Below are 13342 nucleotides of genomic sequence, written 5' to 3' on the forward strand. Positions count from 1 at the left end.
ATGATTGATATTTCTGTTATTCTGTGCTGTTATAATAGCGCACACTTATTAAAAGAGACGTTGTGCCATTTAGCAAAACAAGTTACCAAAAAAGACTTTCTTTATGAAGTTGTCTTAGTCGATAATAATTCTACAGACCAAACAGCACAAATTGCAAAACAGTTATGGTTGCTATTAGAAACTGACGTTGCATTACATGTTGTTTCAGAACGCCAACCAGGCTTGTCGTGGGCAAGAAAAACCGGAGTGTTAAATAGCAATGGAGATCTCATTGTTTTTTGTGATGATGATAATTGGCTAGAAGCACATTACTTGCAACTGGCTTACAATTTTATGATAAAAAATTCTAGGGTTGGAGCTTTAGGTGGTGAAGCGCAGGGGGTTTTAGAAATGGAGAGGCCGCCAAGTTGGTGGCAGGTCGAAAAGTCAAATTACGCGGTGGGTAAACAAGCAGAAGAAAGTGGTGATATTAGTAAAAGAGGGTATCTTTGGGGAGCAGGTATAGTAATGAGAAAAGAGTTATTAGTAAGATTATATCAAACAGGTTTTATATCTTTACTTTCCGATAGAAAGGGTAATGAATTAAGCTCCGGAGGAGATAGTGAATTTTGTAAATGGATACAATTGATGGGGTTTAAATTATGGTACTTAGAATCCCTTAAATTTAGCCATTATATCACAAAAAACAGATTGGTCGACACCTATTTGGTTAAGTTATTAGAAGGTCATCAGCAATCACAAAATATACTCAATCTTTATAATTTGTTTGTTAAAAGTGTTTCCACTCGTAAGCTTTTAAGTTTTACTCGAATTGAGAGGCTTATCATTTTAAAAAAGGTAATAAAGGCATTTCTAAAAAAAGATAAGAGATGGAAAATTGATTTGCAGTTAGTCTGTGGTGCAGCGGTTAAAATTCACCCAGATTTATATCAAATAATAATTACTTATAAATATTTAACCAAATAGCTATTAATGAAAAAAATATTATCTAAAATTGAAAGCAAATTAAAATCCAAATTAAAGATTTTAATTTACAGGGTACTAAAAAACAGAACTGTATTAGTTCACACTTTGGGAAAGGTGGGATCTTCAACCATTTATCACGAATTGAAAAAAGTAAGTCCTTGGGACAACATTTTTCACACTCATTTTTTGTCGGATGAATGGTTGCATTTAAAATTAAAAGAAGGAAATCATTTTGAGGTAAATAACAAGATGTCTCAAAAAGTGTTTGCTCATTTTAAATTGTATCCAAATAATAAAAAGTATATTATCTCTTTGGTTAGAGAACCAGTTTCTCGAGAAATTTCTAATTTTATGCAAAACCCTGAAGATTTTGTTGATGGTAATATACTAGATATGTCTAATGAAAATTTAAAAAAAGCCTATTTAAATAAATTAAACTACGACTATACCTTTAATTGGTTTGATAGCGAGTTTTTAAATTATACAGGCTTTGATGTGTTTTCTGAGCCTTTTGATAAAGAGAAAGGGTTTTCTATATATCAGTATGAGGGTTTCAATATACTTATTCTAAAGTTAGAGCGCCTCAATGAATGCTATACAGAGGCGATGAAAATTTTTTTAGGGTTGAATTTGAGCCTTGAAGGCAATGCAAATCAGTCCTCACAAAAGCCTATTGCTCATGTTTATTCTGAATTGCGAAAGACAATAAAATTTTCGGAAGCTGCATTGAATAAAGTATATAGCCATAAATATGTCACCCATTTTTATACAGAAGGTGAAATACAAGGTTTTACTTCAAAATATTTAAAGTGAAATTTTCCAAGCTTTAGTGTTTTTAAAGGAACAGGTTTAGCTTTTTTAGAATTGATTTAAGTCGTTATAATAAATGATTATTTGTAAATTTTCAATCACTTTTTATTGTTATTTAGACAAATATCCATTCCTATGGAGAAATATAATGAGAAGTTAATCTTGAACGGTAACATAAATAGTCTGGACGAGCAACCTAAATCTAAATGTGAGTATATTGTCGATGATAGTGTATGCACCGATCGAAGCAAGGAACTTGTTGCGCGTTATCAAATGCATTTACTGATTGGATAAGTGTTGCAATCTTCGTGTTTTGTAACCATCACTAAAGGAATTGAAAAAGATATAGATGGTTCTTTATTGTTATCCAATTTTAGTAATGTTTTTATTTACGGTAAAGCCCTAAACATAATGTCTAAACACTTAATTAATGATGATTTATTAATTCTATGAAGAACGCTAAAGATAAAACACCAGTACTAAGTATTATAATTCCAACTTATAATTCAGCTTCCACGCTTTCAGCGACTCTTGATAGTATTTTAAATCAAACATTTAAGGATGTAGAACTGCTGATTATGGATGGGTTGTCTATAGACAAGACTTTAGAAATAGCAACAAGATATCAAAAGCAGTTTGATAATGTTTTTGTGTATTCAGAAAAAGATAAAGGTGTTTATGATGCTATGAATAAGGGAATAGATCTCTCTAAAGGTGATTTTTTATATTTTATGGGTAGCGATGATGTTTTTTACAATAATACTGTTTTAGCAAACATGTTAACAAAAGGAAACGTGTTGTTTGATTTTATTTATGGCAGTGTAGAGTTTAAGAAAAGTAAACGCATTCATTCTGGTGAGTCTAGTTTTAATAAATTAGTTTGGGAGCAAATAAGTATTTGCCACCAAGCTATTTTTTATAGCAGAGAAACTTTTGATACTATTGGTTATTACAATTTAAAGTACTTTATACATGCTGATTATGATTTTAATATTAGATGTTTTAAGAATAAAGCGATTAAGATAAAATATGTGGACAGCATTGTTGCTATCTTTAATGAAGCCGGTTTAAGTGGGTTGAATTCCAATGCCGACGCGTTTCATACAGAACTAACAGCATTTAATGTCAATCAAAAATATAATATCCTAGATCTATATAATGAAAATTTAAGTTTAGAAAAAAAAATCAAAAGCATTTCAAACTCTAAAGAATATAGGCTAGGTCAATTTTTATTAAAACCAATTAAGAAACTCAAAAAAATGTTTTTTTAAAAGCTAATTTAAATTTTCAGAAATGCTATATTTACTTAGTATAAATAAGAGAGATGTTAGATGCTAAGTGATAGGTTTTTGTAATGAATATGACCTATAATGTCTAAAAACAATTATTTCTTGAATTATATTTAGAATTCTGAATATATAAAAGATCACTATGGATGTTAGTTCTACCATTAGCCCTTTTGAGCTAACTTAACTAATAGTTAACAAATTGAGCACAAGTAAATAGATAGATCTATAAAATTAAAAGTAAAATGAAAACAGCATTAATAACAGGAATTACAGGACAAGATGGCGCTTATTTAGCAGAGTTGTTATTGTCTAAAAATTATATAGTTCACGGTATAAAAAGGCGAGCATCTTCTTTTAATACGCAAAGAATAGACCATTTATACCAAGACAGACACGAAGATAATGTGCGTTTTAAATTGCATTATGGCGATTTAAGTGATGCCATGAACTTAACACGAATTATAAAAGAGGTGCAACCAGACGAGATTTATAATTTGGGAGCGATGTCTCATGTTAAAGTAAGTTTCGATACTCCAGAGTATACAGCGAATATAGATGGCTTAGGCACGCTTAGAATTTTAGAAGCTGTAAGACTTTTGGGGTTAACAGAAAAAACTAGAATATACCAAGCGTCAACGTCAGAGTTGTACGGTTTGGTGCAAGAAGTGCCTCAAAAGGAAACGACACCTTTTTATCCTAGAAGTCCTTATGCTGTTGCTAAATTATATGGCTATTGGATAACCGTAAATTATCGTGAAGCCTACAATATGTATGCGTGTAACGGCATTTTATTTAATCATGAATCTCCGCTTAGAGGCGAGACATTTGTGACTAGGAAAATTACAAGAGCGACCGCTAAGATTGCATTAAAAATGCAGGAGACATTGTATTTAGGGAATTTAGATGCCAAACGAGATTGGGGACACGCAAAGGACTATGTAGAAGCCATGTGGCTAATTTTACAACAAGAGGTTGCCGAAGATTTTGTAATTGCTACAGGTGTTACCAAAACAGTGAGAGACTTTGTTAACATGGCTTTTAATCATGTTGGTATTACTCTAGAATTTACAGGAACAGGAGAACAGGAGGTTGGTAAAATAAAAGCCTGTACTCATACAGAATACCAATTAGAAATAGGAACCGAAGTTGTTAAAGTCGATAAAGAATATTATAGACCTACAGAAGTAGATTTATTAATTGGGGATGCAACAAAATGTAAAACGAAATTAAACTGGGAACCTAAATATTCACTTTCCGATTTAGTTGAAGATATGATGTCTGCGGATGTTAAATTGTTTAAAAAAGAGAAGTATTTAAAAGAAGGTGGTCACGATACCTTAAACTATAACGAATAATGGAATTAAACGCTAAAATATACATCGCAGGCCATAATGGAATGGTAGGTTCTGCTATTCTAAGAGTACTTAAAGAGAAAGGCTATACTAATTTTGTGTTGCGTAGTTCATTAGATTTGGATTTAACGGATCAAGAAAAAGTAGCTTCATTTTTTAAAGCAGAAAAACCAGACTACGTGTTTTTAGCTGCGGCAAAAGTGGGAGGTATAGAGGCTAATAATGTGTATAGAGGTCAGTTTTTGTACGAGAATCTAATGATTCAGAATAACGTTATTCATCAAAGTTACGTTTCTAAAGTAAAGAAATTATTGTTTTTAGCCTCGTCTTGTATTTATCCAAAATTAGCAAATCAGCCTATAAAAGAAGATTATTTACTAGAAGGGAAATTAGAGCCCACAAACGAGCCGTATGCAATTGCTAAAATAGCAGGAGTGAAGCTATGCGAGAATTATAATAGACAATATGGTTGTGATTTTATTTCGGTTATGCCAACCAATTTATATGGTCCAAACGATAATTACGATTTAAAGAACTCACATGTATTACCTGCTTTGTTACGTAAGTTTCACGAAGCAAAAGAAAATAATGCACCAACGGTTGAAGTTTGGGGATCTGGGACACCAAAAAGAGAGTTTTTACACGTGGACGATTTAGCAAAAGCTTGTTTTCATTTAATGGAGTCCTATCAAGGGAATGTGTCTGTTAATGTTGGGACTGGTGAAGATTTATCTATTAAAGCATTAGCTGAACTTATACAGAAGACTGTAGGTTATACGGGGATTATAGTTTGGAATAGTGATAAACCGGACGGCACACCACGAAAATTATTAGACGTTTCGTTAATAAATAGTTTAGGTTGGAAATCTAAAATAGAGTTGAAAGAAGGGTTAAAAGACGTTTATGAAAACAAATTTTTAAAACAATAAATTTTAATTTAGTTTTAACTGCTATGAATCCATTTTTCACAATTATTATTCCAACTTATAATGTTGAAAAATTACTTCCCGAATCACTAAATAGTATTTTAGAACAAAACTATAATGACTATGAAGTTATTATAATGGATGGTCTTTCTAAAGATAATACAGCTAAGTTAGCTCAGCAATACGCAAAAACCAACCCGAAAATTAAAGTTTTTAGCGAGAAAGATTCTGGCATCTATGATGCTATGAATAAATCGATTGCCCGAGCCAAAGGCGCTTATTTGTTTTTTTTAGGAAGCGACGATACTTTTTACAATAAGGATGTGCTTTCAAATATATATACAGAAATCAAAAATACAAATGCAGATGTTGTTTATGGGTCTGTATGTAGTACTAAATATGGAAGTAAATACGATGGTGCGTTTACTTATGAAAAATTAACAACTAAGAATATTGGACATCAGGCTATTTTTTTTAGCAAGAGTGTCTTTAAAGAGATTGGTGATTTTAATTTAAAATATAAAGCATTAGCCGATTGGGATCATAATATAAGATGGTTTTTTTCATCTAAGATAAAAAGTAAATATGTAGATCTAATCGTAGCAAATTATGCAGAAGGTGGGTTTAGTGACCAATATGTTGATTTGGTTTTTAATAGAGATAAGTCGAAAATTCTATTTAAGCATGGACTATTTAAATTAAAAACTAATAAATTAATTAAAATTATATCAGAACTTGTAAATTCATCGAAATTAGAGAATAAGTATTTAGCTTATTCTTTTTATAATACAGTTGTTATTGCGTTGAAAGCTTTAAAAATAATTCGCAAAATGTTATACCTTGTAAAGTATTAGTTTTTGAAAACTAGGCTACTAATTTACAGTTCCTGTAATCTGGGTAAATTTTAATTTTAAAAAAGATAAATAATGATAAATGACTCTATATCTCCAAACTTCTTAATAATAGGAGCTAATAAGGGAGGGACCACTTCATTATTTCAGTATCTAATTGAGCATCCTGAAATATTCAAAACAACTGTTAAAGAGCCTATGTTCTTCAATCATTATAATAAACAAGGTGCTGACGAAAAGTTTAGAACAGTTCGAGTTATAAAATCGCTAGAATCTTATAAAAAACTTTTTAAAGGAAGTGAGAATTTTAAAGCAGCTGGTGAATCATCGACCTCTTATTTAGCAAATCCAAATTGTGCGGCTAATATTTATGATTTTAATCCAGAAATGAAGTTGATTGCTATTCTTAGAAACCCTGTTGAACGGGCGTTTTCAAACTATTTAATGTATGTGCGTTGGGGAGAAGAAACGAGAACTTTTACTCAAGCACTTCAAGACGAGTTGAACGGTAAAGATTTGCCTCAAGGCAAGCAATATATTTATTTAGGGCGCTATTTAAAATCATTACAGATTTATAAAGCTCTTTTTAAAGACAAGCAATTAAAAATATTTCTTAATGAAGATATGAGATCAAATCTGTTAAAGACGTATCAAGATATTTGCTGTTTTTTAGATGTGTCTGCAGATTTTGAACCAAATTTTAAAAAAAAATATAATACTAATGCTAGCGTTGAAATACGTCCTTTCCATAAGTTTTTAAAAAAAACAAATAAAATTATCCCTTATACCAACGTAATTCCTAGTTTTATTAAAAATTATATTTTTAGTAAACCAAAAATGAAAAAGAAAGATAAAATGTTATTACAATCTTTATACAAAGATGAAATTGAAAAGTTGTCTATTTTCTTGGATCGTGACTTAAGTAATTGGTTAAAATAAAGATAATAAATGAAAAAATTGAGACCAATTGCCTTTGTATTACCTCAGTTTCATCCAATTCCAGAAAATGATCTTTGGTGGGGAAAAGGATTTACAGAATGGACTAATGTAACGAAAGCGAAACCTTTATTCGAAGGGCATTATCAACCGCATTTACCTACAGATTTAGGGTTTTATGATTTGCGATTGCCAGAAGCTCGTAAAGCGCAAGCCGATTTAGCAAAAGCTTATGGTATTTATGGTTTTTGTCATTACCATTATTGGTTTAATGGTAAGCGATTATTAAATCAGCCTTTAGACGGGATGCTAAAACAAAAAGAGTTAAACATGCCTTTTATGTTTTGCTGGGCTAATGAAAACTGGACACGCAGATGGGATGGAAGAGAGGACGATGTGCTTATGCATCAGGAGTATAGCTTGGAAGATGATAAAGCACATATGCGCTGGCTGTGTCAACATGTTTTTTCCGATAAAAGATATATTAAAGTAGATGGTAAACCTGTATTTGTAATTTATAGACATAATTTATTTCCAAATATAGAAGCGACAGCCGCTATTTGGCGAGACATTGCTAAAAATGAATTTGGATACGAAGACTTGTATTTGTGCATAGCTGAAAGTTTTGGAGAAAAAACACCTCCAAATACGATAGGTTTTGATGCGGCTATTGAGTTTTCTCCGCATGCTGTCATCAAACATAAAGTAGAGGCTAAACAAAAGAAATCTCTATTGGGTTTCTTGAAAAAAAGCAAAGAAGCTTTAAGAGTAGATGTACGCGATTTTAAATTAGGTGTTCAAAGTTGTAAAGACAGAGTCTTGCCAGGTTATAAGTTATTTCGAGGTGTAACGCCTTCCTGGGATAATACGGCAAGAAAAAATGAAAAGGGAATTGTTGCTAACGGAAGTAGTCCTGAATTATATTTAGATTGGTTAAAACATACTGTTGATAATTTCAAGCCTTATAGTAAAGATGAAAATTTTATATTTATTAACGCGATGAATGAATGGGCAGAAGGGAACCACTTAGAACCTTGCATAAAGTATGGCAAAGCTTATCTCGAAGCAACTAAAAAAGCTTTAGAAAATTGAACCCGAAAGTTTCCATAATTGTTCCAAATTACAACCATTCAAAATTTTTGTCACAGAGATTAGATTCCGTTTTTAATCAAACGTATCAAAACTTTGAGGTTATTTTATTGGATGATGCTTCGACAGATAATAGTGTGGAATTATTAAATCATTATGCAAAGCATGATAAGGTTTCTCATTTGGTAGTCAATACAGAAAACTCTGGTTCACCATTTAAACAATGGGAAAAGGGCATAAAATTAGCAAAAGGTGATTATGTTTGGATCGCGGAGAGTGATGATTATTGTGATCTAAACTTTTTGAATACTATTATAGTAAATATTGAAGTGGATATTGGTGTATATTATGTTCAAACTACCGACGTTAATAATGAAAGTGAAATACGCAACAATCGATTGAGCTATACAAAAAATTTTAAATCTAATATTTGGAAATCTTCTTTTAGAATTGAAGGGAAACAATTTATTAGTTTTTATTTATCTGTTAAAAATGTCATCCCGAATGCAAGTGCAGTTGTCTTTAAAAAAGATTTAATTAGTAATAATACATTTGATGATGTACTGGTTAACATGAACATGTGTGGAGATTGGCTAGCTTGGATAAAAATTAGTGAATACACAAATATAAAGTTTATAAACGAAAATTTAAATTTTTTCAGACAGCACAATACGTCTACTAGAAATCATAATTCTTCTCATAAAATTAAAAATAGATTAATAGAGGAAAAATATATCAGGGATTATTTATTTGATAAACATCAAATAAATAATATTGAATTAAATAGAAGTATGTATCAAAGATGGTTTGAAATACATACAAAATGGAGTTTTTTGAAACCGAATTTTTATTTTATAAAACTAGAACAGCACAATAATTTCACTTTAATATTAAAATTTTTAAAGTATAAAACTTTTAAATTATGAATATAGCTATTTTTTCACCCAGTCAAAATCCATATTCTGAAACTTTTATTCAAGCGCATAAAAATCACTTAAAAGATAATGTGTTTTATTATTATGGATCTAAGGGGTACATTAAATTAGAAGGTCAAGATAGGTTGGTGCCAAAAGCATTGGAATGGCGTTATCGAATTATTCGTAAATTAAATAACTATTCTTTTATTTATATTAATGAACAAGAGATCTTAACCTCCTTAAAAAAAAATGCTATTGATGTAGTGTTGATAGAGTACGGTACACATGCTCATGAATTATTATCTCTTTTAAAATCTAGTGACTTGGCTGTAGTCGTGCATTTTCATGGTTATGATGCGAGTGTTTATAAGACTATAACGAAATGTGAAAGCTATAAAGATATTTTTAGTTTTGCTACAAAGATTATAGCTGTTTCTCTTAAAATGAAAAAAATGTTATTAGTGTTGGGTTGTCCAAAAGATAAGCTGGTTTATAACGTATATGGTCCACAACGAGAGTTTGAAGCTATTCAACCAAAATTTTCTAAAAAACAATTTGTAGGTATTGGTCGTTTTACAGATAAAAAAGCACCGTATTATACTATTATGGCTTTTAAAGAAGTAGCCCACAAACATCCAGATGCGCTTTTACTTCTTGCTGGAGATGGTGTTTTACTTAATATGTGCAAGAATATAGTTAAATATTATGGCCTAGAAAATCAGGTTCAGTTTTTAGGTGTTATTTCACCAAAACGCTATCGTCAAATATTAGAAGAATCTTTAGCTTTTGTCCAACATTCTATTAGAGCTAAAAATGGTGATATGGAAGGTACGCCATTAGCAGTTTTAGAAGCTAGTGTAGCTGGTTTACCTGTGATATCTACTAATCATGCTGGAATCCCTGATGTTATTGAACACGGTGAAACTGGTTTGTTATGTAAAGAACACGATGTTTCAGCTATGGCTAACAACATGATGCAAGTTTTAAATGATATTACTTATGCTCAACAATTGGGTAATAATGGGAAACAACATATATTAAAGCATTATAGTGTAGCAAGGCATATTAAAAACCTACAAGATATTCTAGAAGAAGCAAGCAAAGTTTAATAATTATGTACTCTTTCTTATCTATTATATTTGTGTTTTATTCTGTTAATATTTAGGAGATATGAAACATTCAGTATATTGACCCATTAAACATAAAAATGCATATAAAGCCGTTAATTTCCATAATAATTCCAACATACAATCGAGCACAGATTATTGGGGATACATTAGACTCTGTATTAGCGCAAACCTATACAAACTGGGAGTGTATTGTGGTTGATGATGGTAGTAGCGATAATACAGAAAATGTAATAGCAATTTATTGCGAAAAAGATGCTAGATTTCAATACCATAAAAGACCAAAGGAGAGACTAAAAGGCGGTAATGCTGCACGTAATTATGGGTTTGAAGTAAGTAATGGAGAGTTTATTATTTGGTATGATAGTGATGATGTTATGCTTGAAGAAAAATTGCAACAGCATATTAACATGTTTAGTAATAAAACTACTATTGATGCAACAGTAACAAATAGCAGTCATTATAATTTTATAAGTAAAAAACCTTATAAACTTTGGCGAGAACAATTAACATCTAACAACTTAATTTCTGATTTTATCGCCTTGAAAGCAGGATGGCATACTGGGGATGCCTTGTGGAAATTAGAAAGCTTAAAGACTTTAAGTTTTAATGAAACGCTTGCTTGTGCTCAGGATTGGGAGTTTAATTTAAATGCTATTATTACAGGTAAAACATTTGTTTTTAAAGACCAATGCTTATCGTATGTTAGGTGGACTCCAGGCTCCATAAAGAATAATTTAAATACCAATTATATTATTGGTAGTTTATTAGCAAGAGCATCCGTTTTAAAAATGCTAAAAAAACATGATAAATTGGATAAAGAGAATGCCGCTTTATTACTAAATGATTTTTATTCATATTATGAATATTTAATATTCAACTTTAAAATAAAGTTCAGTATTACAGCATTAGGGCATATTATTTATTTGTCGTTTAAGACAAAAAAAATGAAACGTTTAATAAGTAATTTGGCATTTTATTATCCGTATAAAGTAATAAAACGTATTTTGAGCTTATGATATCTGTTGTAATTAGAAATAAAAATGAAGCTAAGGCTTTAGCTCATGTACTTAGTATATTAACAAGTTTGTATTCAAATGATATAGGAGAAATTATTTTGGTAGATAACAAATCTACAGATAATAGTGTTTTAGTTGCTGAGAAATATGGATGTAAAATTGTAACGATCAGTCATTTTACTTATGGGAAAGCCACTAATTTAGGGATTAATGAAGCTAAATTTAAATACGTACTGCTTCTAAGCGCTCATGCAATACCAATTGGATCTTCTTTTTTTAAGTCTGCAATTGCTAGTTTTGAGAATAATAGTAAAGTCGCTGGGATTAGATTTGTGAATTCCTTTGAGAATTATATTAGAGCGCATAAAAATGACTATCAAGTTAAGAACCCTTTAAAATATGGATTGATGACAGCTTGTGCAATGGTAAATAAATCAGTTTGGGAAGAATATAAATTTGATGAAGCATTGGTGGCTAGCGAAGATAAATATTGGTCTAAAACTGTTGTAGATCACGGGTTTTTAATAAAAGATGTGGCAGAAACATTCTTTTATTTTGCTCGGCGCACAGAAGTTTCTAATTTAAATCGCTTTAAACACGAGACCATTGCGGATTATCAATTACATGGAGAAAAATATTCGTCTTATTTTAAAATTGTTGCTTCTAGTGTTTACAAAATGACAATAATTAATATGAGCTCTTTTTTTCAAAATATTTATAATGAATTGAAATTCTTAAAAATAAAATTTCAAATTAAAGATACGCTTAATAAAACGAGCAAAAGATGATGTTAAGGTCGAGACTTTAACACCCGTAGTTGAAAATTTAAACAAAATGACACATAATTAATGCTATTTATTTCAGAATTAATTAAGATTGAAAATAACATTTCTAGAAATGGCTTTTAACTATTCGAGAAAACAGTGCAACATAGAATGCTTTTAAAAAAAGGCATATAACATTATTTATTACTAGAAATCAATTCTGAAATGATAACCATAATCTTAACATACAGAAACAGAAAACTAAACACTGTAAAAAACTGTTTAGAGTCTCTAGCGAATCAACTCAATAGTGAATTTGAAGTAGTTTTAGTAGATTATGGCAGTGCTTCTAAATATGAAAGTGAATTAATAAATGTGCTAAACTACTATAGTTTTGTAACACTAATGCGATGCGAAACAGGATTGCAATTATGGTGTAAGTCTAGAGCTATTAATATCGCTTTAAAAAGAATTAAAACACCGTATTGTTTTGTTGGAGATATCGATATGTTATACCATCCGGAGTTTATTACTATTTTACATAAAGAAGCAAACCATAAGACTACAACCTATTTTCAAGTCGGCTTTCTAAGTGAAACAGAAACTAAAACAAACAAGGCGTTTTTAGATTACGAGATTGCTTTTAAATCTCAAAAAGAAGCTACGGGTATGACCTTATATAACACTTCTCTATTAAAATCTATTAATGGTTACGATGAATTTTTTAATGGTTGGGGAAGTGAAGATACAGATGTGCATATACGTTTGCAAAACGCTGGACATCACGTTGAATTTTATACCGAACGCGTCTTAATGTTGCACCAATGGCACCCTAAAAATTACAGAACTAAAAATGATGTTACTCCGTTTCATAGTAGTTTAGAGCAAATTAATGCAGCATATTTAGACTTAGTCATTTCAACAAAAAAAGTAATAGCAAATACAGAATATAATTGGGGCGTTTATAATCAAGACGACTACCAAAAGCTAAACACAATTGAAAGAAATTATACGCTCACCAACAAAACAGGGCAATTATCAGCATTTATTAATTGTGTTTTGTTAGTAGAAAAAGATAAAGTTGTTACACTTTCTATAGCTACACATAACGCGTATAAATCCACCAAACAGAAAGCAAAAGCACTCTTAGGTAAAAAAAGCATGACTTTTGATAGCATGCAAGTGCTAAATGATACCATTTTAGAATGTATTATTAGTAAGTTTAGAAACCAAGCGTATCGATATCAGTTTAATAGAGATACAAACACTATCGCTTTAACCATTAAATTATAAGCA

Annotated in this window: 13 protein-coding genes; all 13 read left to right on the plus strand. The window is 30.6% G+C overall.

The annotated features are described in order from the left end of the window. The 13 genes from RH82_RS17580 (at nt 1) to RH82_RS17590 (ending at nt 13339) form a co-directional block, all read left to right on the plus strand. Entirely contained in the window at nt 1-966 is a 966-nt protein-coding gene (locus RH82_RS17580; RefSeq protein WP_052158151.1) for a glycosyltransferase, read from the plus strand. Between the two features lie 6 nt (nt 967-972). After that, a complete protein-coding gene (locus RH82_RS01715) occupies nt 973-1779 on the plus strand; it encodes a putative capsular polysaccharide synthesis family protein (protein WP_034057531.1) in 807 nt (268 codons plus the stop codon). 446 nt (nt 1780-2225) lie between these two features. Continuing rightward, the gene (locus RH82_RS01720; protein ID WP_052158152.1) at nt 2226-3047 is read left to right on the plus strand and encodes a glycosyltransferase family 2 protein; all 822 of its coding nucleotides are present in this window, start codon (nt 2226-2228) and stop codon (nt 3045-3047) included. A 260-nt stretch (nt 3048-3307) separates the two neighbouring features. Then, entirely contained in the window at nt 3308-4420 is a 1113-nt protein-coding gene (gene gmd / locus RH82_RS01725) for a GDP-mannose 4,6-dehydratase (RefSeq protein WP_034057533.1), read from the plus strand. After that, a complete protein-coding gene (locus tag RH82_RS01730) occupies nt 4420-5346 on the plus strand; it encodes a GDP-L-fucose synthase family protein (protein ID WP_034057535.1) in 927 nt (308 codons plus the stop codon). Before gmd ends, RH82_RS01730 begins: the two co-directional genes overlap by 1 nt. Nucleotides 5347-5369: 23 nt before the next feature. Next, the gene (locus tag RH82_RS01735; protein ID WP_052158153.1) at nt 5370-6197 is read left to right on the plus strand and encodes a glycosyltransferase family 2 protein; all 828 of its coding nucleotides are present in this window, start codon (nt 5370-5372) and stop codon (nt 6195-6197) included. Nucleotides 6198-6269: 72 nt separating this feature from the next. Then, complete coding sequence (locus RH82_RS01740) at nt 6270-7133, plus strand: sulfotransferase domain-containing protein (RefSeq protein WP_034057536.1); 864 nt, start codon at nt 6270-6272, stop codon at nt 7131-7133. Between the two features lie 9 nt (nt 7134-7142). Next, the gene (locus RH82_RS01745) at nt 7143-8222 is read left to right on the plus strand and encodes a glycoside hydrolase family 99-like domain-containing protein (RefSeq protein ID WP_034057537.1); all 1080 of its coding nucleotides are present in this window, start codon (nt 7143-7145) and stop codon (nt 8220-8222) included. Further along, nucleotides 8219-9145: a glycosyltransferase family 2 protein gene (locus tag RH82_RS01750; protein ID WP_052158154.1), complete on the plus strand. Its 927-nt coding sequence runs from the start codon at nt 8219-8221 to the stop codon at nt 9143-9145. The genes RH82_RS01745 and RH82_RS01750 overlap by 4 nt, the downstream gene beginning before the upstream one ends. Then, a complete protein-coding gene (locus RH82_RS01755; RefSeq protein ID WP_034057540.1) occupies nt 9142-10245 on the plus strand; it encodes a glycosyltransferase family 4 protein in 1104 nt (367 codons plus the stop codon). Before RH82_RS01750 ends, RH82_RS01755 begins: the two co-directional genes overlap by 4 nt. Nucleotides 10246-10343: 98 nt before the next feature. After that, entirely contained in the window at nt 10344-11282 is a 939-nt protein-coding gene (locus tag RH82_RS17585) for a glycosyltransferase family 2 protein (RefSeq protein ID WP_052158155.1), read from the plus strand. Next, complete coding sequence (locus RH82_RS01765) at nt 11279-12070, plus strand: glycosyltransferase family 2 protein (RefSeq protein ID WP_034057541.1); 792 nt, start codon at nt 11279-11281, stop codon at nt 12068-12070. Before RH82_RS17585 ends, RH82_RS01765 begins: the two co-directional genes overlap by 4 nt. A gap of 201 nt (nt 12071-12271) precedes the next feature. Next, a complete protein-coding gene (locus RH82_RS17590; RefSeq protein ID WP_052158156.1) occupies nt 12272-13339 on the plus strand; it encodes a glycosyltransferase family 2 protein in 1068 nt (355 codons plus the stop codon). Nucleotides 13340-13342 lie beyond the last annotated feature (3 nt).

This window comes from Lacinutrix jangbogonensis (genome assembly GCF_000797445.1).
In the GTDB taxonomy this organism is placed as follows: Bacteria; Bacteroidota; Bacteroidia; order Flavobacteriales; family Flavobacteriaceae; genus Lacinutrix; species Lacinutrix jangbogonensis.